This is a genomic window from Polynucleobacter asymbioticus, from assembly GCF_018687575.1.
Classification (GTDB): Bacteria; Pseudomonadota; Gammaproteobacteria; order Burkholderiales; family Burkholderiaceae; genus Polynucleobacter; species Polynucleobacter asymbioticus_C.
The window spans coordinates 685,750-707,206 of record NZ_CP061297.1 but is presented as its reverse complement, the minus strand read 5'-3'; the positions used below and the strand labels follow the sequence as shown (position 1 = coordinate 707,206).

The 21,457-nt window shown below is 46.6% G+C and carries 21 protein-coding genes and 1 tRNA gene; all 22 read right to left on the bottom strand.

The window, feature by feature from the left end; genetic code table 11:
• Window positions 1-29 precede the first annotated feature (29 nt).
• Window positions 30-782, bottom strand: coding sequence for a transporter substrate-binding domain-containing protein (locus tag AOC19_RS03455; protein WP_215377594.1), 753 nt, complete (start codon window positions 780-782; stop codon window positions 30-32).
• Between the two features lie 81 nt (window positions 783-863).
• The gene (locus AOC19_RS03450; protein WP_215377592.1) at window positions 864-1,391 is read right to left on the bottom strand and encodes a DUF1178 family protein; all 528 of its coding nucleotides are present in this window, start codon (window positions 1,389-1,391) and stop codon (window positions 864-866) included.
• Between the two features lie 61 nt (window positions 1,392-1,452).
• The gene (locus AOC19_RS03445; RefSeq protein WP_215377591.1) at window positions 1,453-2,055 is read right to left on the bottom strand and encodes an NUDIX domain-containing protein; all 603 of its coding nucleotides are present in this window, start codon (window positions 2,053-2,055) and stop codon (window positions 1,453-1,455) included.
• Between the two features lie 105 nt (window positions 2,056-2,160).
• Window positions 2,161-3,666, bottom strand: a complete 1,506-nt coding sequence (gene nuoN, locus AOC19_RS03440) for an NADH-quinone oxidoreductase subunit NuoN (RefSeq protein ID WP_215377589.1) — start codon at window positions 3,664-3,666, stop codon at window positions 2,161-2,163.
• Between the two features lie 10 nt (window positions 3,667-3,676).
• Window positions 3,677-5,143, bottom strand: coding sequence for an NADH-quinone oxidoreductase subunit M (locus tag AOC19_RS03435; protein ID WP_215377587.1), 1,467 nt, complete (start codon window positions 5,141-5,143; stop codon window positions 3,677-3,679).
• 24 nt (window positions 5,144-5,167) lie between these two features.
• The gene (gene nuoL / locus AOC19_RS03430; RefSeq protein ID WP_215377585.1) at window positions 5,168-7,228 is read right to left on the bottom strand and encodes an NADH-quinone oxidoreductase subunit L; all 2,061 of its coding nucleotides are present in this window, start codon (window positions 7,226-7,228) and stop codon (window positions 5,168-5,170) included.
• A 2-nt stretch (window positions 7,229-7,230) separates the two neighbouring features.
• A complete protein-coding gene (nuoK, locus tag AOC19_RS03425; protein ID WP_215377583.1) occupies window positions 7,231-7,539 on the bottom strand; it encodes an NADH-quinone oxidoreductase subunit NuoK in 309 nt (102 codons plus the stop codon).
• Window positions 7,536-8,183, bottom strand: a complete 648-nt coding sequence (locus AOC19_RS03420; protein WP_215377581.1) for an NADH-quinone oxidoreductase subunit J — start codon at window positions 8,181-8,183, stop codon at window positions 7,536-7,538. The genes nuoK and AOC19_RS03420 overlap by 4 nt, the downstream gene beginning before the upstream one ends.
• 18 nt (window positions 8,184-8,201) lie before the next feature.
• Window positions 8,202-8,693 (bottom strand): NADH-quinone oxidoreductase subunit NuoI, encoded by a 492-nt coding sequence (nuoI, locus tag AOC19_RS03415; protein ID WP_215303350.1) that lies wholly within the window; start codon window positions 8,691-8,693, stop codon window positions 8,202-8,204.
• An 11-nt stretch (window positions 8,694-8,704) separates the two neighbouring features.
• Entirely contained in the window at window positions 8,705-9,778 is a 1,074-nt protein-coding gene (nuoH, locus tag AOC19_RS03410) for an NADH-quinone oxidoreductase subunit NuoH (protein ID WP_215377579.1), read from the bottom strand.
• Window positions 9,779-9,786: 8 nt separating this feature from the next.
• A complete protein-coding gene (gene nuoG, locus AOC19_RS03405) occupies window positions 9,787-12,102 on the bottom strand; it encodes an NADH-quinone oxidoreductase subunit NuoG (protein ID WP_215377577.1) in 2,316 nt (771 codons plus the stop codon).
• Window positions 12,103-12,133: 31 nt separating this feature from the next.
• Window positions 12,134-13,432, bottom strand: a complete 1,299-nt coding sequence (gene nuoF / locus AOC19_RS03400) for an NADH-quinone oxidoreductase subunit NuoF (protein WP_215377575.1) — start codon at window positions 13,430-13,432, stop codon at window positions 12,134-12,136.
• A complete protein-coding gene (nuoE, locus tag AOC19_RS03395) occupies window positions 13,429-13,935 on the bottom strand; it encodes an NADH-quinone oxidoreductase subunit NuoE (protein WP_215377573.1) in 507 nt (168 codons plus the stop codon). The genes nuoF and nuoE overlap by 4 nt, the downstream gene beginning before the upstream one ends.
• Window positions 13,936-13,958: 23 nt before the next feature.
• Window positions 13,959-15,212 (bottom strand): NADH-quinone oxidoreductase subunit D, encoded by a 1,254-nt coding sequence (locus AOC19_RS03390; RefSeq protein ID WP_215377571.1) that lies wholly within the window; start codon window positions 15,210-15,212, stop codon window positions 13,959-13,961.
• Between the two features lie 3 nt (window positions 15,213-15,215).
• Window positions 15,216-15,815: an NADH-quinone oxidoreductase subunit C gene (locus AOC19_RS03385; protein ID WP_215377570.1), complete on the bottom strand. Its 600-nt coding sequence runs from the start codon at window positions 15,813-15,815 to the stop codon at window positions 15,216-15,218.
• 3 nt (window positions 15,816-15,818) lie between these two features.
• Window positions 15,819-16,301 (bottom strand): NuoB/complex I 20 kDa subunit family protein, encoded by a 483-nt coding sequence (locus AOC19_RS03380; protein ID WP_011902891.1) that lies wholly within the window; start codon window positions 16,299-16,301, stop codon window positions 15,819-15,821.
• 5 nt (window positions 16,302-16,306) lie between these two features.
• Window positions 16,307-16,666, bottom strand: a complete 360-nt coding sequence (locus AOC19_RS03375; RefSeq protein ID WP_215377568.1) for an NADH-quinone oxidoreductase subunit A — start codon at window positions 16,664-16,666, stop codon at window positions 16,307-16,309.
• A gap of 109 nt (window positions 16,667-16,775) precedes the next feature.
• Window positions 16,776-16,860 (bottom strand) — tRNA-Leu (locus tag AOC19_RS03370).
• Between the two features lie 84 nt (window positions 16,861-16,944).
• Window positions 16,945-17,292 carry a preprotein translocase subunit SecG gene (secG, locus tag AOC19_RS03365; protein ID WP_215377566.1) on the bottom strand — a complete coding sequence of 116 codons (348 nt, stop codon included), beginning with the start codon at window positions 17,290-17,292 and terminating at the stop codon, window positions 16,945-16,947.
• Between the two features lie 22 nt (window positions 17,293-17,314).
• A complete protein-coding gene (tpiA, locus tag AOC19_RS03360; RefSeq protein WP_215377564.1) occupies window positions 17,315-18,073 on the bottom strand; it encodes a triose-phosphate isomerase in 759 nt (252 codons plus the stop codon).
• 17 nt (window positions 18,074-18,090) lie between these two features.
• Window positions 18,091-19,089: an NAD(P)H-quinone oxidoreductase gene (locus AOC19_RS03355; protein WP_015420918.1), complete on the bottom strand. Its 999-nt coding sequence runs from the start codon at window positions 19,087-19,089 to the stop codon at window positions 18,091-18,093.
• Window positions 19,090-19,114: 25 nt separating this feature from the next.
• Window positions 19,115-21,283, bottom strand: a complete 2,169-nt coding sequence (gene pnp, locus AOC19_RS03350; protein ID WP_215377563.1) for a polyribonucleotide nucleotidyltransferase — start codon at window positions 21,281-21,283, stop codon at window positions 19,115-19,117.
• Window positions 21,284-21,457: the final 174 nt, after the last annotated feature.

Below are 21,457 nucleotides of genomic sequence, written 5' to 3'. Positions count from 1 at the left end.
CTACTGATTAAGGTGTTGATGAGGAATGCTTATTTCATCCACTTATCCAGAATAGCCTTGATTTTTTCTGGGCCCAGTTCATTGAGATATTTATCAAAGTCATCACGCAACTTAGAACCTTTGGCAAATGCAAAACCAAGCTTATCAAAGCCTTTAAATACATAACTACTTTGAATCGGTAGTTTGAGTTTATTTTCATAATTCAGAAATACAGGCTCTTCAATAAAGGCTAAATCTAGATTGCTATTTTGAAGATCGGTAATGACTTCAGCATAGGAAGGATATAGTTTGACCTTGCTGAGAGAATAGTAACCCTTTGGCTCCAACTCATTCTTTATCAGATCATCGTAAGCCATGCCACGAGGGTAACCGATGGAGTATTTCTTCAGCTGATTTAAATCCGTGATCTGAATATTTTTATTCTTCATGCTGACCAAATGCCAAGCATTGTCATAGTAGGGCTGAGAAAAATCCATTACCTCTTTACGCTTATCGGTAATAGAGATGCCCGAAAAAGCCACATCAGCTTGACCACTAGAAACGGCACCCAACATTCCAGCCCAGTCATACGGAGTAACTTTTAAAGTGCAGCCGCGGGACTGGCAGTAGCCCTGGAAAATATCCATATCCACGCCAACGATCTGGCCCTTGTCATCAAACAACATGGGGGGTGATGCAGGCGATACAGCTACCTTAATTTCTTTGGTATCTGAGGACTTAGAACAAGCCACCATCGTGAGCGCTAAAACAGCAGCAAACAGTGCCAGGAAAAAGCGTTTCATGGGTAATTCTCCTATCCTAGTGAATATTGATACCCAAGCTCTGGGTGCACAACAAGTATAGGGGAATTAGGCGGGAGCTGGCTACTGCAGAGTATTTTTAAAGGCCGGCAACATTGGCATCGCCATCACTTCAATACCCTCTTCGCGTAAGGACTCAGCTTCGTCAAGAGTGGTTTGACCACGAATACTCCGCTCGGGTGATTCCTTATAGTGAATTTTTCTGGCCTCTTCGGCAAAAGAGTTACCAACGTCCTCAGAGCGCCCCATCAGCTCACGCATACCCTTTAAAAAGGCTGCCTGTACCTGTGCCTCCAGTTGAGAATGGTCACTGCCCGTAAGGGCAAGCACATCACCACTCAGGGCACCACCAATACCCGCCTGGTCTGTTGCAGCCGGGCTGGCAACAGTGAGCTCGGTTGAGCTTGGATCTACCTTGTTAGAGCTTGATTTGGCAATATGTGGTGCCGATGGCATCCGAGCAATCTCAGTACTATCGCAAATAGGGCACGCCAGCATTCCCTTGTCTTGCTGAGCAAGGCAATCCTCCTCAGAGGCAAACCATCCCTCAAAGCGATGATCTAGTGGGCAAGCGAGGTTGTAGACTTTCATAAGACCTATATAGGGGCAAAAATACCAAATTCAATAGCCCTATTTTAAATGGATTATGAAATTAACTGGGTATAGGCATTGGGCTGACTAAGCCACGTCGATAACGATCCAACCAATAGGTCGCAATCGTCGTCTTGACGTCCGTAATCTCACCCCGCTCCACCCAATCCAATAATTGCTCTAGAGGGGCAGCAAATACATCTAAAAATTCTTCATCATCTAAATGGCTTTTACCCGAGACTAAACCTTCCGCGAGATAGATGTCGATAAATTCAGTTGAGTAAGAGATCACAGGATGGATGCGCCGAATAAAGCTCCACTTGCTCGCAGAATAGCCTGTCTCCTCTGCAAGCTCTCTCTGCGCACAGAGCAATCGATCTTCACCGATTTCTAATTTACCCGCAGGAATCTCAATACAGGCTTTAGCTACTGGGTAACGATATTGACGCTCCATCAGTACTCGACCATCATCCAAGATAGCCAAAATAGCAACTGCTCCAGGATGCGTCAAATACTCGCGAACCGCTTGCTTGCCATCCGGCAAGCTCACCTGGTCACGCTTCATATTCAGAAAGATACCGCCGTAGATATCCTCGCCAGATAAACGCTCTTCCTTTAAATGGGCATCGCCAATTGGCAGGTCTTTAAACGATTTTTCAGTCATAGGTAGTCTTTCATGTATCGAACAGTCATCATACAAAACCTAGATGACAGAAAAGAGAAAGGCCCCTATTCGGAGCCTTTGTCGCAAGCCACTACAAGTGCTTACTTATGAACCCAATAAGGTACGGCGCATCGCATCCAAGCAAACAGTCATTAATCCAGCCGGGAAAATCCCCAAGGCCAGAACAAATATCGCATTCAGACTCAATAATCCGCGAGCAAAGCCAGACCCAGAGATCTCTTCAGGGTGCTCTTCTTTTGGCTCATCGAAGTACATCACCTTTACTACTCTGAGGTAGTAGAAAGCACCGATTAAAGATGCAATCACAGCGATAACAGCCAAGAAGGTATGTCCGCCATCTACCAAAGCCTCCAGTACACCTAGCTTGGCAGCAAAGCCTACCGTTGGCGGAATACCAGCCAAAGAGAACATCATGACAAGACCAATAAATGCAAACCAAGGGTGACGCTTGTTTAAGCCTTTGAGGTCATCAATCGTTTCGCAATCATGGCCTTTACGTGACAACATCATCAGGAGGCCGAAGCTTCCTAAGGTAGTCAGCACATAAGTGATGGCATAGAACATCGAAGCGCTAAAAGCATGATCATCGAATACAGACAACATTCCTAGCAGTACAAAACCCATCTGCGCAATCGCTGAGTAGGCCAGCATACGCTTCATATTGGTTTGCGCAATCGCAGTGACGTTACCCACTACCAATGACAAGACGGCCAACAAGACCAACATTGGCTGCCAGTCACCCAGAAGTGGCAACAAGGTATTGACGAGCAAGCGGAATAGCAAAGCAAAGGCTGCAATCTTCGGGGCTGCAGCAATCATCAATGTCACTGCTGTTGGTGCGCCTTGATATACATCAGGAACCCACATATGGAATGGCACAACACCTAACTTGAAAGCTAGGCCAGAAACAATAAATACCAAGCCAAAGGCCATGACTAAGTGATTCACACGAGGATCAGCAACTGTTCTGAAAATCTCGATTAAGTCGAGTGATCCAGTTACACCGTACAACATCGACATACCGTAAAGCAAGAAACCAGATGCCAACGCACCAAGGATGAAGTACTTCACACCCGCTTCAACACTCTTTGCATTGTTATGACGCATTGCTACCAAAGCATAAGTAGGCAAAGCCATCAGTTCGAGACCCAAATACAGAGTCAACAGATTGGCGCCAGAAATCAATACACATTGCCCTAATAAAGCTAGCAAAGCCAAAACAATGAAGTCTGGGCGGAACATCGCACGATCAGTCAGATACTGTTTTGAGTAAATCAAGCTCACCAACACAGCCCCACATGAGCAGGCCTTTAGCAAGTTTGAAATTGGGTCAGACTGAAACAAGCCATTCATGGCAACTACGGATACATCTCCGATACGACCCACAAATGCAAAGATCAAATACACCAGCAAAATGATGGTGAAGAAATAAACAAAACCAACACCGCGTGGCGTATGGAAAATATCTTGCTCAACACCAGGTGTTGCCGGCTGATGCTCTGGCACGTAAACACTAGCAACCAGCAAGAGGCAGGCAACTACAAGTAAAACGAGTTCCGGCAGGACGGCGTATAGGTCAAATGCTTGCATTAGCTTTTACTCAGAGTTTGCTAACAGCAACATGCTGCAGCAGATTAATCACAGACGGATGAATGATGTCGGTAAACGGTTTTGGATAAACGCCCATACCAATCACGCAAATGGACAAAACTGCCATCATGAAATACTCACGCGCGTTGAGATCTTTTAGTTCCTCAACATGGTGATTGGTGATTACACCGAAAAATACGCGCTTTACCATCCACAAGGAATAAGCGGCACCCAGAATCAAAGCAGTTGCAGCTAGGATACCAATCACAAAGTCATAATCCACGGCTGCCAGAATGACCATAAATTCACCAACGAATCCTGAAGTAGCAGGTAAACCGCAGTTTGCCATTGCCATCAAGACCGCAAAGGCTGTGAAGGCAGGCATACGGTGCACAACACCACCGTAATCAGCAATCTGACGGGTATGCATACGGTCATACAGCACGCCAATAGAAAGGAACATGGCGCCAGCTACAAAGCCGTGAGAAATCATCTGCACAATACCGCCCTCGATACCAAGGGGGCTAAACAGGAAGAAACCAAGAGTCACAAAACCCATATGCGCTACTGATGAGTAGGCAACTAGCTTCTTCATATCTTTCTGAACCAGGGCTACTGCTCCAACATAGATCACCGCTACCAAAGACAAGAAGATCACAAATGGGCCAAGGAACTGACTTGCATCAGGCGCTATTGGCAATGAGAAACGCAAGAAACCATAAGCACCCAACTTCAACATGATTGCAGCCAATACTACAGAACCACCAGTTGGCGCTTCAACGTGAACATCTGGCAACCATGTGTGTAAAGGCCACATTGGCACCTTAACGGCAAAGGCCATGAAGAAAGCAAAGAACAAGAGTATTTGCTCAACAATATCGAGGCGCGCATTATGCCAAGCCAAGATGTCAAAGGTATTGGTCACGTTGTACAGATACAGCATGGCAATCAAAGTGAGTAATGAACCAAGCAAGGTGTACAGGAAGAATTTAAATGCTGCGTAGATACGGTTATGGCCACCCCAGACACCAATGATGATGTACATCGGGATCAAAGTTGCTTCGAAGAATACGTAGAACAGCAAAGCATCTAAAGCAGCAAATACGCCAATCATTAATCCAGAAAGGATTAAGAAAGAAGCCATGTACTGGGAAACCTTCTTATCGATTACTTCCCATGCGGCAATCACCACAAAAATGTTAATGAATGCAGTTAGAACAATGAACCAAACAGAGATACCGTCGATACCTAAGTAATAGTTAATGTCGTAACGCGGAATCCAGCTAATCTTTTCAACAAACTGCATACCAGGATTGGCAATATCAAAATGAATGATCAAGGGCAGTGTTGCAATGAAGCCAAGTACGGCACCAAAAAGAGCTAACCAGCGAACGCCAGCAGTCGGTCTCTCTGAACCGTAGAACAAAATAATGATGCCGAAAACAATCGGGATCCAAATGGCGTAAGAAAGAATCATGATGGCTACTTAAGTAACAAAGGCCTAGCGAACAAAAGGCAGGTAAGCGTATAAAACCCAAGCTAACAATACCGCCAAGCCCGCAATCATTGCGAAGGCATAGTGATAAAGATAACCGGATTGCAAATGGCGAATCACCGCAGAAAAGCGCCCTACTGCATGTGCACTGCCGTTAACCAAGAAGCCATCAATAGCCTGTTGATCACCGCGATGCCACAAGACGCCACCGATCCACAGCAAGCCTTTGGAGAACACCACTTGATTTAAATCGTCAAGATAGTATTTGTTATCCAAGAGCTTCTTAATGGGAGCAAATGCTTGCGCCACAACACCAGGCAACTTCGGTGCCCAGAGGTAGCCAATCGCTGCAGTCAGTATGCCAAGGACAACCAATAGCAATACTGGCGAGGTTAATGAATGCATTGCCATAGCAATCGGACCATGGAACTCTTCAGCTAGCTCTTTCATAGCTGGATGCTTACCAATGTCGACAAAAATAGAATCGCCAAAATAGGTACCAAACAACAAAGGCGTAATGGTGTAGTAACCGATGATGACCGAAGGAATCGCCAGCAAGATCAATGGTAAGGTCACAACAAATGGAGACTCATGCGGCTTTTGGCCGGGAGCCAAACCGTGATGCGCATGATCATCGCCCTGCTCCGCATGGTCATGATGATGATCATGTGCATGCGCGTCTTCATGTCCCCAACGGGCTTTACCGTGGAATACATAGAAGTACAAGCGGAAGGAGTACAGAGCGGTTACAAAGACGCTGGCCATGACTGCGAAGTACGCAAAGCCTGCGCCTGGAATATGGCTAGCTGCTACCGCTTCAATGATGGAGTCTTTTGAGTAAAAGCCAGAGAAGAATGGCGTACCGACCAATGCAAGGTTACCCAACAACATCATTAGGCAAGTGATTGGCATGTATTTCCAGAGACCACCCATCTTGCGCATATCTTGCTCATGATGCATACCCAAAATCACACTTCCCGCAGCAAGGAATAAGAGAGCCTTGAAGAATGCATGGGTCATCAGATGGAAGATGGCAATTGGATAAGCTGATACGCCCAAAGCTACAGTCATATAACCCAACTGAGACAGTGTTGAGTAAGCTACTACCCGCTTGATGTCGGTCTGAACTATACCTAGGAAGCCCATAAACAGAGCTGTAATTGAGCCAATCACCAGAATGAAGCTCAAGGCTGCATCGGATAACTCAAACAGCGGGGACATACGTGACACCATAAAGATGCCGGCAGTCACCATCGTTGCAGCGTGAATCAATGCAGAAATTGGAGTTGGGCCTTCCATTGAGTCTGGCAACCAAACATGTAACGGGAACTGGGCTGATTTACCCATTGCGCCAATAAAGAGGCAGATACACGCTACGGTAACTAAATTCCAGCTAGTGCCTGGTAATGTTTGTGCAGCAAGTGCTGTGTTCTGAGCAAAGATCACATCGTAGTTCATGGAGCCAGTGCTAGCCAATAGCAAACCAATACCCAGAATGAAGCCAAAGTCACCAACCCGGTTAACCAAGAAGGCCTTCATGTTTGCAAACACAGCAGACTGGCGCTCATAGTAGAAGCCAATCAATAAATAAGACACTACGCCCACTGCTTCCCAACCAAAGAAGAGTTGTAGAAGGTTATTACTCATTACCAACATCAACATCGCGAAAGTAAAGAGTGAGATGTAGGAGAAGAAGCGGTTGTAACCTGCTTCACCCTGCATATAACCAATGGTGTAAATGTGGACCATTAAAGAAACGAAGGTCACTACACACATCATGGTAGCTGTCAGCGGATCAATTAAAAAGCCAATATCTAGATTGAGTTCACCTAATTGCATCCAGCGATATACGGTGCCATTGAAATAGAAGCCATCCATTACCTGCACAAGCACAAAGCAAGATAGAACAAAAGCAATCGTGACGCCCAAAATAGTAACAAACTGGCAAGCGCCCTGCCCAATACGATTGCCGCCTAGTTTGGTACCAAAAAGTCCGGCAATCGCAGAGCCAAACAACGGCGCCAGCGGGATTGCGCAGAGAACAGGAAGAGTTAAGGTCAATTGCATCACTAGCCTTTTAGGTGGTCCAGGTCTTCAGCATTAATGGTGTCGACCTTACGGAAGAGAACAACCAAAATTGCCAAGCCGATTGCTGCCTCAGCAGCAGCCACAGTCAAAATAAAGAATACGAATACTTGACCAGCCATATCTCCCAAGTAATGAGAGAAGGCCACAAAGTTCATGTTGACCGCAAGCAGCATCAATTCAATTGCCATTAGCAGAACGATGATGTTCTTACGGTTTAAGAAAATACCGATCACGCTAGTCGCAAACAAGATTGCGCCAAGCACTAAGTAGTGAGCTAGGGTAATAGTCATTTCTTCTCCCCACGCGCATCTTGCTTTGCAGCCATATCAGAGCCCATCTTCACGATGCGCATGCGATCAGCAGAGTTCACATTCACCTGCTCATGGATATTTTGCGATTTAGAATCTTTACGGTTACGCAGGGTCAAAGCAACTGCAGCAATGATGGCCACCAAGAGAATAACTCCGGCAACTTCGAATGCATAAACATAATCAACGAAGATCAGCATACCCAATGCTTGGGTATTGCTGGTTGTCATTTCTTCGAGCATCGGCTGGACTGGCGCACTAGTACCGATAAAGCTACGAATCAAAACAATGGATAACTCCAACACGATGACCGCACCCATCAGGAAAGCTACAGGTAGGAATTTCTTGAAATCACGGCGTAAATGCTCAAGATCCAGATCGAGCATCATGACCACGAACAAGAAGAGCACCATCACGGCGCCAACGTATACAAGAATAAGGGCAAGACTTAAGAATTCAGCCTTGAGCAACATCCACAGACCGGAGGCGCAGAAAAAGGCTAGGACCAAGAACAGTGCAGCATGCACTGGGTTGCGAGCAGTAATCACACGCAGTGCTGAAAGCACTAACTGGCCGGCAAAGGCATAAAAGAAAACTGCAAATAATGTAGAGGTATCGAATGTCATATGTTGTGCTCTATTCGATTAACGATAAGGCGCATCAGCTGCGCGATTAGCGGCAATATCTTTTTCATACTTATCGCCTACTGCCAAGAGCATTTCTTTAGTGAAATACAAATCACCACGTTTATCACCGAAATACTCAAAAATATTAGTTTCAACAATGGCATCAACTGGACAAGCTTCTTCGCAGAAACCACAGAAAATGCACTTAGTTAGATCAATGTCGTAACGGCTGGTGCGACGCGTACCGTCATCGCGCTCAGCAGTTTCAATCGTGATTGCATAAGCAGGACAAACTGCCTCGCAGAGTTTGCAACCAATACAACGCTCTTCCCCATTTTCATAACGGCGTAAAGCATGTAAACCGCGGAAGCGAACAGACTGCGGCGTCTTCTCTTCAGGGTATTGAACAGTAATTTTTGGCTTAAAGAGATAGCGACCGGTAATCGACATACCCGTCAAAATATCTTTGAGCATCAAGCTATCGAGGAATTGGGAAATTTTCTTAAACATGATTGATCAACTTATTTCCAAATATTCAATGGGGATACAACCCATGCGCCAACGATAACTACCCAGAATACAGAGATAGGAATAAAGATCTTCCAACCCAAACGCATGATTTGGTCATAGCGATAGCGTGGCAAAGTCGCACGCAACCAGATTACGCATGACAAGAGGAAGAAGGTTTTTGCAAACAGCCAGAAGAATCCAGGAATATCACGCAGGATTGGCAAATCAACGATAGGCAACCAGCCACCCAAGAACATAGTAGATGCCAGTGCTGCGATCAAGATCATGTTGGCGTATTCAGCCAAGAAGAACATCGCGAAGGCCATACCAGAGTACTCGACCATGTGGCCCGCAACAATCTCAGACTCACCCTCAACCACGTCAAATGGATGGCGGTTCGTTTCGGCAACACCAGAGATGAAGTAAATCACAAACATTGGGAGCAATGGCAACCAATTCCAAGAGAGGAAATTCAAGCCCATGCTGGCAAAGTAGCCCTGCTCTTGCGAAGCCACAATCGTGCTGAGGTTCAAAGAACCTGAAGTCAGTAACACGGTAACCAAAGCAAAGCCCATGGCGATCTCATAAGAAATCATTTGGGCTGAAGCGCGCATTGCACCCAGGAATGGGTACTTCGAGTTAGATGACCAACCCGCCAAGATCACACCATAAACACCAATGGATGAGATCGCCATTACATACAGCAATCCAGCATTGACATCAGCTAAGACCATTTTGGCTTGGAAAGGAATTACAGCCCAAGCAGCAAAAGCCGGCATGATCACCATGACTGGCGCAATGAAATACAGTACCTTGCTTGCTTGAGTCGGAGAAATAATCTCCTTCATCAAGAGTTTTAAGGCGTCAGCGATTGGCTGCAATAAACCCAAAGGACCAACACGGTTAGGTCCAAGACGGATATGCATCCAGCCGATTAACTTACGCTCCCACAGAGTCATGTAAGCAACCGCGCCAAACATCGGTAATACGATGATGACAATACGCACCAAAGCCCAAACAAGCGGCCACAGTGAGCCAAAGATAGCCTCACCTTGGGTGGTAATGAGGTTCAAGAAATTATCCATCTCGTCCCTTATGCCTTGCTAACAGTTACAGGACCAAACATCGATCCCAATTTAGCGCTAGCCATAGTGCCTGCAGAAATTCTGACAGCACCCTTAGCTAGGTTCGCTTCTAATGTGACTGGCAAATCTACGGATTGACCATCTTGGGTCACTTGCACAGCATCGCCCTCTTTCAAGCCCAACTCATTAAAGAGTGCTTGACCTAATCCAACTTGATTGCCGCGCTTAGCATCGCGGGTTAACTGCAATGCTGATGAGCGGCGAACAATTTGATCGCCGGCATAAATACCAACATCAGATAAACGCTCCAAACCTGCTGGTGCAGCTGCACTTCCATTGCTCAATCCGCTTGCAGTAGATTGATTTGATAACTTGGTGCAATAGTTTTCACCTAGCGCTTCACCCAATACCTCTTCAGGCATGTTGTAAAGGAAGCCATCTAAGTTCAACAACCCACCTAAAACACGAAGAACTTTCCATGCTGGACGAGAATCGCCCAAAGGTTTTACCGCTGGTTGAATCGTTTGCGCACGACCTTCTGAGTTCACAAAAGTAGACACTGTCTCTGTGAAGGTAGCGATCGGCAGAATCACATCAGCCACTTCTAAAAGATCGGCACTCTTATAAGCACTTAAGGCAATCACGGTATTGGCTTTCGCCAATGCAGCACGAGCTTGGGCAGGATTTGGCAAGTCTGAATCTGGCTCGATATTCATTAAGATCACAGCGCGGCGATCACCAGACAAAACTGATTCAACACCAACACCGTTAGCATTCACTAAGCTAGCACCAACCGCATTACCGCCAACCGGTAAGAAGCCTAAAGTAGCCCCGGTTTGTTCGGCAATAAACTGCGCCAGTACATGTAAATCAGATGCTTGTGGATGCGCGATTGCGGCAGAACCCAACAATACTGAGGCAGATGCACCAGAAAGCAAGCTATCTGCAATCTTTTGCGCAGTCGCAGATACCTGTAAATTTGGTGTGCCGGCCGGAGCAGTGGCAGACTTCGATTTAGCTACTGCCAAAGCAACTTCACTCAGTGCATTGAGCCATGCGCTTGGAGTAGCAGCGATACCGGTATTAGGAATTAACCAATCATCGCCACCAGCATCAATACGTGAAACCTGTAAGCCACGCTTTGCGCCGGTACGTAAACGAGTAGCAATCAATGGCTGTTCTTTACGCAAGAAGCTACCAATCACTAGAACACGATCGAGCTCACTGACTTTAGAAATCGGCATGCCTAACCAAGGGGCGGAAGCTGCGCCTTTTACGTCAGTTTGACGTAGGCGTGTCTCAACTTGTTTGGAACCCAAACCACGAATCATCTTCTGGAGGAGATACAGCTCTTCAGTGCTAGAGATCGGATGCGCTAAGGCAGCAACCGCCTCAGGACCACTCTCAGCGGAAATGGTTTTGAGTGAATGAGCAACATAATCCATGGCAGATTGCCAATCAGTCTCAAGCCACTGACCGCCCTGCTTCACCATCGGGGTTGTGACACGATCTGCGCTATTCAAGCCTTCGTAGGCAAAGCGATCACGGTCACTAATCCAGCACTCATTAATTGCGTCATTTTCTAAAGCAACGACACGCATGACTTTGTTAGCTTTTGTTTGAATCGTCGTATTCGCACCAAGACTGTCATGTGGACTTACAGAACGCTTGCGACCCAATTCCCAGGTACGTGCTGCATAGCGGAACGGCTTGCTAGTCAGGGCGCCAACTGGACAAATATCAATCATATTTCCAGATAGCTCTGAATCAATGGTTTGACCGGCAAAAGTAGTGATCTCAGAATGTTCACCGCGGTTGACCATACCTAATTCCATCACGCCAGCCACTTCTTGACCAAAGCGTACGCAACGGGTGCAGTGGATACAGCGGGTCATCTCTTGCATAGAGATGAGTGGTCCTACATTCTTGTGAAACACCACACGCTTATCTTCTTCATAGCGTGAATTCGATTTGCCGTAACCAACCGCCAAATCTTGTAACTGGCACTCACCGCCTTGATCGCAAATTGGGCAATCCAAAGGATGGTTGATCAATAGGAACTCCATCACAGAGCGCTGGGCTTCAACCGCTTTAGCAGAATGCGTAAACACCTTCATACCCTGCGTCACTGGTGTTGCACAAGCCGGTAATGGTTTTGGCGCTTTTTCTACTTCAACCAAACACATACGGCAGTTGGCAGCGATAGATAATTTCTTGTGATAGCAAAAGTGAGGAATATAAGTGCCGAGCTTGTTCGCGGCGTGCATCACCATCGAACCTTGCGGAACTTCTACTGCCTTACCATCTAATTCGATTTCAACCATGCTCACTTTAAGATGTCCCGTGCTCAATGTCTTATAAAGGTTTAGCAGAATCTAAGCAGCGCTTATGTTCTACGTGATACGCAAATTCATCCATGTAATGTTTCAACATGCCACGAACCGGCATTGCAGCAGCATCACCCAAGGCGCAAATCGTGCGACCTTGAATATTGGCTGCCACATCATTCAATAAATCCAAATCTTCTGGACGACCTTCGCCATGCTCAATTCGGCTAACGATGCGCCATAACCAACCAGTACCCTCGCGACATGGGGTGCACTGACCACAAGATTCTTCGTGATAGAAGTAGGAAAGGCGCTCTAAGGCGCGAACCATACAACGTGTTTCATTCATGACGATGACTGCGCCAGATCCCAACATCGAACCTGCTTTCGCAATGCTGTCGTAATCCATTGTGAGGGTCATCATCTCAGCGCCAGGAATCACCGGTGAAGAAGATCCACCAGGGATTACCGCCTTCAATGGAATGCCATCTCGCATGCCACCAGCAAGCTTTAACAGCTCAGAAAATGGAGTGCCCAATGGAATCTCATAGTTACCTGGATAGGTGACATCACCAGAGATAGAGAAAATCTTTGTACCACCGTTGTTTGGCTTGCCCAACTCTAAATACGCTGGGCCACCAATTGCCATGATGAATGGCACAGCGGCAAATGTTTCAGTGTTATTGATCGTGGTTGGCTTGCCATACAAACCGAAGCTTGCAGGGAATGGCGGCTTAAAGCGCGGCTGACCCTTCTTGCCTTCTAGTGACTCTAAAAGTGCAGTCTCTTCACCACAGATGTATGCACCCCAACCTGGAGAGGCATGCAATTGGAAGTTGAAATCACTTCCCATGATTTTGTCGCCCAGATAACCAGCAGCACGGGCTTCTTCAAGCGCCTCTTCGAAACGAGAATAGACTTCCCAAATTTCGCCGTGGATATAGTTGTAACCCACGGAAATGCCCATTGTGTAGGCGCCAATAATCATGCCCTCAATCAAAGCATGCGGGTTGTAACGCATGATGTCGCGGTCTTTAAATGTACCCGGCTCACCTTCGTCACTATTGCAAACTAAATACTTTTGGCCAGGGAATTGGCGGGGCATAAAGCTCCACTTCAATCCAGTTGGGAAGCCTGCGCCTCCACGACCACGCAATGATGAAGCTTTTAATTCAGCAATGATTGCGTCAGGCGCAACTTTGTCATTGATAATGCGACGCAGCTGCTGATATCCGCCACGGCTTTCGTAATCTTTTAAACGCCAGTTCTCACCGTTCAATCCAGCAAGAATCAAAGGCTTAATATGTCTATCGTGCAAGCTGGTCATGCTGCTTTCCCTTCTGCACGGAGCTCATTTAATAGAGCATCAATCTTTTCTTTACTCATGAAACTGCACATACGCTTGTTATTGACCAGCATCACTGGAGAATCGCCACAAGCACCCATGCACTCACCCTCTTTCAAGGTGAACGTGCCGCAAGGAGTTGTCTCGTTGTAGCCAATGCCTAAAGTTTCTTTTAAATAAGTAGCTGCAGTTTCACCATGAGTCAACTGGCAAGGCAAGTTTGTGCAAATCACTAGCTTGTATTTACCAATTTTTTTGGTGTCGTACATGTTGTAGAAAGTAGCCACTTCATCAACTGCAATCGTGGGCATTTCTAAAATTTGAGCAACAGTAGCAATCACCTCTGGTGAAACCCAACCTACTTCGGTTTGAGCAGCAATCAGAGCAGCCATCACTGCGGATTGTTTTTGTTCTGGAGGGTATTTCGCGACATTGCGCGCAATATCTGCGAGCGTTTTGTCTGAAAGTTGAAGAGTTGTTGTCATGAATTAATCCTTGGCGCGCTGTATTAGCGGTCAATCTCCCCGAACACAATATCTTGGGTACCAATAATGGTTACAGCATCAGCCAACATATGACCACGTGACATCTCATCCATTGCAGATAAGTGAACAAATCCTGGTGCACGAATCTTCATACGGTATGGCTTGTTCGCACCATCAGAAATCAAGTAAATACCAAACTCACCTTTTGGATGCTCAACAGCGGAGTAAGCCTCACCATCAGGAACGTGCATACCTTCAGTAAAGAGTTTGAAATGGTGAATCAACTCTTCCATATTGGTTTTCATATCCACACGCTTCGGTGGAGCTACTTTATGGTTATCACTCATGACTGGACCATCATTTGCTTTGAGCCAAGCTACGCATTGCTTAATGATGCGATTGGATTGACGCATTTCTTCCATACGCACTAAATAGCGATCATAAGAATCACCATTCACACCCACTGGAATATCAAAGTCGAGTTTGTCGTAAGTTTCGTAGGGTTGCTTCTTGCGCAAGTCCCACTCAATACCAGAACCACGCAACATAGGACCTGTGAAGCCAAGCTGCAAAGCGCGCTCAGGAGAGACAACACCAATACCTACCAAGCGTTGTTTCCAAATACGGTTATCCGTTAAGAGGTTGCAATACTCATCGACGTTAGCATCAAAACCATTTGAGAATTGCTCAATGAAATCGAGCAATGTGCCGCTGCGGTTTTCATTCAAACGCTTAATCGCAGAGGTACTACGAATCTTAGACTTGGAGTACTGCGCCATCTGCGTTGGCAGGTCGCGGTAGACGCCACCTGGACGGTAGTAAGCGGCGTGCATACGAGCACCTGAAACGGCTTCGTACATATCAAAAATATCTTCACGATCGCGGAAGGCATATAAGAATACGGCCATAGCACCAACGTCCAAGCCATGACAACCAATCCACAAAAGGTGATTTAGCAAACGAGTTAACTCGTCGTACATCACGCGAATATATTGCGCACGCAATGGCACATCTACTTGTAGCAACTTTTCAATTGCCATCACGTAAGCATGCTCATTGGACATCATCGACACATAGTCCAGACGATCCATGTATGGAACGTTTTGAATCCAAGTACGTGTCTCTGCTAATTTTTCTGTAGCGCGATGCAATAAACCAATATGCGGGTCAGCGCGCTGAATGACTTCACCATCAAGCTCAAGCACTAAGCGTAATACGCCATGTGCCGCTGGATGCTGAGGGCCAAAGTTGAGGGTGTAGTTCTTAATTTGTGCCATGACTTAAACCGGACCTCCGTACTGCTCTTCGCGCACGACACGAGGCGTGATTTCACGCGCTTCAATCGTGACAGGCTGATACACCACACGCTTTAACTCTGGGTCGTAACGCATTTCTACGTTTCCAGAGATAGGGAAATCTTTTCTAAATGGATGACCGATGAAACCATAATCAGTCAAGATGCGACGCAAGTCTTCATGGCCATCAAACAAGATGCCGTAGAGGTCAAACGCCTCACGCTCAAACCAATTAGCTGCAGCCCAGACGGGAGTGAGCGAGGCAACTACTGGATAAGCATCTTCTGGTGCAAATACGCGGACACGTAAACGCCAGTTGTGGGCTACTGACAGGAGGTGAGTCACAACAGCGAAACGCTGACCGCCCCACTGTCCTTCACGGTAATCCTGATAGTCCACGCCGCACAAATCAATCAATTGCTCAAAAGCCAATGAAGGCTCATCACGCAATAACATGGCGGATTCAAAATAGGTGTCTGCATTAAGCACTACAGTCACTTCACCCAAAGCGACTTCAATAGATTGAGCGCGCTTACCTAAAACTTTTTCTAGGTTGGCGGCGAGTTGAACTAAACGATCTGACATGGTTTAAGCCTTCCGCGCAATCGTGCTAGTGCGAGCAATCTTAGATTGCAACTGAATAATTCCGTAGATCAGTGCTTCTGCAGTGGGAGGGCAGCCAGGAACATAAATATCGACTGGGACAATGCGGTCACAGCCGCGCACTACTGAATACGAGTTATGGTAATAACCACCACCATTAGCGCAAGAGCCCATGGAGATAACCCAACGTGGCTCAGGCATTTGGTCATAAACTTTACGCAGCGCTGGAGCCATCTTGTTACACAAGGTACCAGCAACAATCATGAGATCTGATTGACGTGGAGATGGGCGAAACACCACGCCAAATCGGTCCAAGTCATAACGGGATGCGCCTGCGTGCATCATTTCAACAGCGCAGCAAGCAAGGCCAAAAGTCATTGGCCATAAAGAACCATTACGTGTCCAGTTGATTAACTGGTCTGCAGTGGTAGTAACAAATCCTTCTTTGAGAACGCCTTCTAGTGCCATATCTATCACTCCCAGTCGAGAGCGCCCTTTTTCCAGATATATACGAAGCCCACAATGAATTCCAATAAGAAAATCACCATAGAGGCGTAGCCAAACCAGCCAATATCGCGAAGAGCTACACCCCATGGAAATAGGAATGCAGTTTCTAAGTCAAATAAGATAAATAGGATGGCGATGAGGTAATAACGCACGTCGAACTTCATACGTGCATCTTCGAATGCTTCAAAACCGCACTCATATGGAGACAGCTTTTCAGAATCTGGCTTTGAGGGAGCCAAGACTTTTCCGAGGAACATGGGGACTAAGCCCACCCCAATACCTACGAGGATAAAAAGCAGAACAGGAAAGTAATTAGCGAGATTCAAAATGGTCCTGAGTCGTTCGTCTGACAAATCTTAAGAAACAGCAAATTATCATTTACTCAACTACATAAAGCATTGATTTACAGCATAAATCCCTACAAATTTTACAATCTGGTGCCGACGGCGAGACTCGAACTCGCACAGCCTAAGCCACTACCCCCTCAAGATAGCGTGTCTACCAATTTCACCACGTCGGCATCTTGTAAAACCTGTCAATTCTACTGCATTGCACCACTGAGTTACCCCAAAAATAGGGGTACAGAGTGCTTAAAAGCTATTTTTTACTTCGGAACCGCTGGCTTGCTTGGGTCTTGAGGTGGTTCAATTGGCGCTGGGGCTGGAGCCACTACAGGCGCTACCGTGCCAGACAAAACACCAGGACTAACTTCCTTTTTATTCCCAATCCAAGTAATCCCCAAAGTGCAGACAAAAAAGACTGCCGCAAAAATAGCGGTTGTGTGGGACAGGAAATTGGCTGATCCGCTCGCGCCAAAAAGGCTACCAGAGGATCCAGAGCCAAAAGCGGCACCCATATCAGCACCCTTACCCTGTTGAAGCAACACAAGCAGGATCACAGCCAAAGCTGAAATTACCTGCAAAACGATCAATAAAGTCTTAAACCATTCCATGGCTTATCTCCAATTAAAAAATCTAGGCCTGACAAATGGCTAGAAAATCTTGAGGGTTCAATGAAGCGCCCCCAATCAATCCACCATCAATATCCGGCATTGCAAACAGTTCAACGGCATTATCAGGTTTGACACTGCCGCCATACAAAATTCCCACATGGGACGCTACATCTTCATCAAATTCAGCCAATTGCAAGCGAATTGCTCGGTGCATATCCTGAGCCATCTGAGCGCTTGCAACCTTACCCGTACCAATGGCCCAAATAGGCTCATAAGCAATTAGGCAGTCAGCTAAACGGTCTTGCAAAATCGCGACCTGCTTTGAAATTTGACCTCGTACCACCTCAATCTCACGGCCAGAGTTACGCTCATCAGCAGACTCACCGACACAAATCACTGGGATCATGCCATTGTCGAGCACCTGAAGTGCTTTGTCAGCTACCTGCTCATCAGTCTCCTGATGGTATTGGCGACGCTCAGAATGACCAACAATGACGTAGCCGCAATTTAATTCCTTGAGCATAGAGGCAGCCACTTCACCGGTATACGCGCCGTCAGCATAAGCTGAAGCATCTTGAGCTCCTAAGCTTAAAAAAGCTAATGAGCATTCATGAATCAAATCACCACATTGCGCCAAGTAAGGTGCCGGCACACAAACCGCATATTTGCGACCTGCTGGCATCCCCTGCTCCATTCCACGGCAAACGGTCTTGACCCAGTCTGCATTACTTGCAAGACTGCCGTTCATTTTCCAATTGCCGATAACAGTGAGTGGACGCATTAAATCTAGCTCAATACTTAAACGGTCAACACAATCTTGCCAACGTGCTCAGAGGACTCCATCAAACGATGGGCATCAGCCGCTTGGTCTAAGGTGAATGTTTTATAAATCACTGGCTTTAACTTACCTGCATCTAACAAAGGCCAGATGCGCGCATGTAACTGCTGGGTAATCTGTTTCTTGAATGACACTGGACGTGGGCGCAAGGTAGAACCAGTAATAGTTAAACGGCGACGCAAAATTTGCCCCGTATTCACTTCAGCCTTTGATCCGCCCATGATCGCAATAATCACAATGCGGCCATCATCAGCTAAACAATCAATTTCTTTTTGAACGTAAGTACCAGTAACCATGTCGAGCACCACATTGACACCCTTACCGTCAGTTGCCTTTTTTACTTCTTCTACAAAGTCTTGTGTCTTGTAATTAATTGCTAAGTCAGCACCCAAAGCAACGCAAGCAGCGCACTTCTCATCAGTACCAGCAGTAACAAATACTTTATGACCCAAGGCTTTCGCAATCAGAATCGCAGTGACTCCAATACCACTAGAGCCACCTTGCACTAGCAAAGTTTCACCCTCAGACAACTCACCACGCATGAAGACATTGCTCCATACGGTGTAAAAAGTTTCAGGCAAAGATGCTGCTTCTTGATCGGTAAATCCTTTTGGGTAAGGCAAGCATTGCGCAATAGGAGCGGTACACAGTTCTGCGTAACCACCACCCTGCACAAGCGCACAAACCTTATCGCCAACTTTAAGGCCAAACAGATTGTCAGCATGAGCTAAGTCACCACCAACAATCTCACCAGCTACTTCAAGTCCAGGAATATCCGATGCGCCCGCTGGAACTGGGTAATGGCCTTTACGTTGCAAAACGTCTGGACGATTAATTCCAGCAGCGATCACCTTAATCAAAATCTCGCCAGTACCAGCAGCCGGAGCTACTGGATCAGGACGAGTAGCAGCCACCAGCATTTCTGGGGCGCCAAATTCTTTGATTTCCATTACGCGCATATGAACTCCCGCTCGCTAACTTTACTTAAGCAGTTTCGCCAGATGCAGGAGCAGCTTCAGCAGCAGCTTCAGTTGCGCCAGCTAAAGGAGCAATCGTGCCACCCTCATCAGCCATTGCAGCCTTGAGAGATAAACGCAAACGACCGCGCTCATCAGCAGCCAACAACTTCACGCGAACTACCTGGCCTTCTGCTAAGTAGTCTTTGACTTCTTTTACGCGCTCATTAGAAATTTCTGAGATGTGCAAGAGACCGTCTTTACCTGGAAGGATGTTTACCAAAGCACCAAACTCAAGCAACTTCACTACTGGACCTTCGTAGATCTTGCCTACTTCAGCTTCAGCTGTAATACCTTCGATGCGGGCTTTTGCTTCAGCCATGCCTTCAGCAGAGGTAGAAGCAATAGTTACGGTACCGTCATCTTTAATATCGATGCTGCAACCAGTTTCTTTAGTCAAGGCTTGAATTGTTGCGCCGCCCTTACCGATTACTTCACGAATCTTGTCTGGATGAATCTTGAAAGAAACCATACGTGGAGCATGTGCAGACAATTCAGTACGAACTGAACCCATCGCTTCTTGCATCTTGCTCAAAATGTGCAAACGGCCTTCTTTAGCTTGGGCCAATGCAACTTGCATAATTTCTTTAGTAATACCTTGAACTTTGATGTCCATCTGAAGAGCAGTAATACCGTTAGCAGTACCCGCTACCTTGAAGTCCATATCGCCTAAGTGATCTTCATCACCCAAGATATCGGTCAACACAGCAAAGCGGTTGCCATCCAAAATCAAGCCCATTGCAACACCAGCAACGTGTGCTTTCACTGGAACGCCAGCATCCATCATCGCTAAACATCCACCGCAGACGGAAGCCATAGATGAAGAACCATTGGACTCAGTAATTTCTGAAACCACGCGAATGCTGTATGCGAAATCTTCTGCACTTGGCAATACTGGAATCAATGCACGTTTAGCCAAACGGCCGTGACCAATTTCACGACGCTTAGGGCTACCTACGCGACCTGTTTCGCCAGTGGCGAACGGAGGCATGTTGTAGTGGAACATAAAGCGATCACGGTACTCACCTTCGAGCGCATCAATGATCTGTTCATCACGTGCAGTACCTAAAGTAGCTACTACGAGAGCTTGCGTTTCACCACGAGTAAACAATGCTGAACCGTGTGTGCGTGGCAATACGCCATTACGAATCTCGATCGGACGAACGGTACGTGTATCACGACCATCAATACGTGGCTCGCCATTCAGGATCTGGCTACGAACAATTTTCGCTTCGATTTCAAACATGATGTCGCTAACAGCAACTGCATCAACATCACCCTCTTCAGCTAGCTTAGCTAAAACTGTTTTAGAGATCTCTTTGAGCTTGTCTGAACGAGCACCCTTTTGACGAATCTGATAAGCCTCACGCAATGGCGCTTCAGCCAATGCAGTGACCTTAGCAATGAATGGCTCATCTTTAGGTGCGGCAGTCCAATCCCACTCTGGCTTGCCAGCTTCGCGCACTAAATCATTAATTGCGTTGATCGCAGTTTGCATTTGGTCGTGACCATATACAACTGCACCCAACATCACTTCTTCTGATAACTGATTGGCTTCTGACTCAACCATCAACACAGCAGCTTGAGTACCAGCAACAATTAAATCCATCTCGCTAGTAGCTTGTTCTGTACGGGTTGGGTTCAAGAGGTATTGACCATTAGCGTAACCAACACGTGCTGCACCAACTGGGCCAGCAAATGGAATGCCTGAAACAGCCAAAGCTGCAGAAGCAGCGATCAGAGCAGGAATATCAGCAGGAACGTCTGGGTTGATAGATAGAACGTGTACTACTACCTGAACTTCATTCAAGAAGCCTTCTGGAAACAATGGACGCAATGGGCGATCGATCAAACGGGAGATCAATGTCTCACCTTCTGATGGACGACCTTCGCGACGGAAGAAACCACCAGGAATTTTTCCTGCGGCGTAAGTTTTTTCGAGGTAATCAACAGTCAATGGGAAAAAAGACTGGCCAGGCTTGGCTGATTTAGAGGCAACTACCGTGCCCATTACTACGGTGTCATCCACATTAACGATCACAGCACCACCAGATTGACGAGCAATCTCGCCTGTTTCCATTGTTACTTGGTGGTTACCCCATTGAAACGTCTTTACTGCTTTTTTAAACATAGTCATTCTGATCTTCTCCAAATTGTTCACGTAAAAGCCACATAGATTTCACGCTTGTCGTGGGATAAAGCAGTGTCACGACAACACTGGAGCGTTTGAAGATTACAAGGGATGCCATTCCAGGGAGGCACTGGATTTAATAATCCAGAAACTCATTGGAATGACACGATCCCCTACACA

Coding starts and splice junctions, on each gene's coding strand:
- tpiA (WP_215377564.1), bottom strand. CDS start 18,073: ATGCGTCCACTCACTGTTATCGGCAATTGGAAAATGAACGGCAGTCTT.
- nuoK (WP_215377583.1), bottom strand. CDS start 7,539: ATGACTATTACCCTAGCTCACTACTTAGTGCTTGGCGCAATCTTGTTT.
- AOC19_RS03420 (WP_215377581.1), bottom strand. CDS start 8,183: ATGACATTCGATACCTCTACATTATTTGCAGTTTTCTTTTATGCCTTT.
- nuoN (WP_215377589.1), bottom strand. CDS start 3,666: ATGCAAGCATTTGACCTATACGCCGTCCTGCCGGAACTCGTTTTACTT.
- nuoG (WP_215377577.1), bottom strand. CDS start 12,102: ATGGTTGAAATCGAATTAGATGGTAAGGCAGTAGAAGTTCCGCAAGGT.
- nuoF (WP_215377575.1), bottom strand. CDS start 13,432: ATGACCAGCTTGCACGATAGACATATTAAGCCTTTGATTCTTGCTGGA.
- AOC19_RS03385 (WP_215377570.1), bottom strand. CDS start 15,815: ATGTCAGATCGTTTAGTTCAACTCGCCGCCAACCTAGAAAAAGTTTTA.
- AOC19_RS03355 (WP_015420918.1), bottom strand. CDS start 19,089: ATGCGCGTAATGGAAATCAAAGAATTTGGCGCCCCAGAAATGCTGGTG.
- AOC19_RS03445 (WP_215377591.1), bottom strand. CDS start 2,055: ATGACTGAAAAATCGTTTAAAGACCTGCCAATTGGCGATGCCCATTTA.
- AOC19_RS03455 (WP_215377594.1), bottom strand. CDS start 782: ATGAAACGCTTTTTCCTGGCACTGTTTGCTGCTGTTTTAGCGCTCACG.
- secG (WP_215377566.1), bottom strand. CDS start 17,292: ATGGAATGGTTTAAGACTTTATTGATCGTTTTGCAGGTAATTTCAGCT.
- nuoE (WP_215377573.1), bottom strand. CDS start 13,935: ATGACAACAACTCTTCAACTTTCAGACAAAACGCTCGCAGATATTGCG.
- AOC19_RS03380 (WP_011902891.1), bottom strand. CDS start 16,301: ATGGCACTAGAAGGCGTTCTCAAAGAAGGATTTGTTACTACCACTGCA.
- nuoH (WP_215377579.1), bottom strand. CDS start 9,778: ATGGATAATTTCTTGAACCTCATTACCACCCAAGGTGAGGCTATCTTT.
- nuoI (WP_215303350.1), bottom strand. CDS start 8,693: ATGTTTAAGAAAATTTCCCAATTCCTCGATAGCTTGATGCTCAAAGAT.
- AOC19_RS03435 (WP_215377587.1), bottom strand. CDS start 5,143: ATGATTCTTTCTTACGCCATTTGGATCCCGATTGTTTTCGGCATCATT.
- AOC19_RS03390 (WP_215377571.1), bottom strand. CDS start 15,212: ATGGCACAAATTAAGAACTACACCCTCAACTTTGGCCCTCAGCATCCA.
- nuoL (WP_215377585.1), bottom strand. CDS start 7,228: ATGCAATTGACCTTAACTCTTCCTGTTCTCTGCGCAATCCCGCTGGCG.
- pnp (WP_215377563.1), bottom strand. CDS start 21,283: ATGACTATGTTTAAAAAAGCAGTAAAGACGTTTCAATGGGGTAACCAC.
- AOC19_RS03450 (WP_215377592.1), bottom strand. CDS start 1,391: ATGAAAGTCTACAACCTCGCTTGCCCACTAGATCATCGCTTTGAGGGA.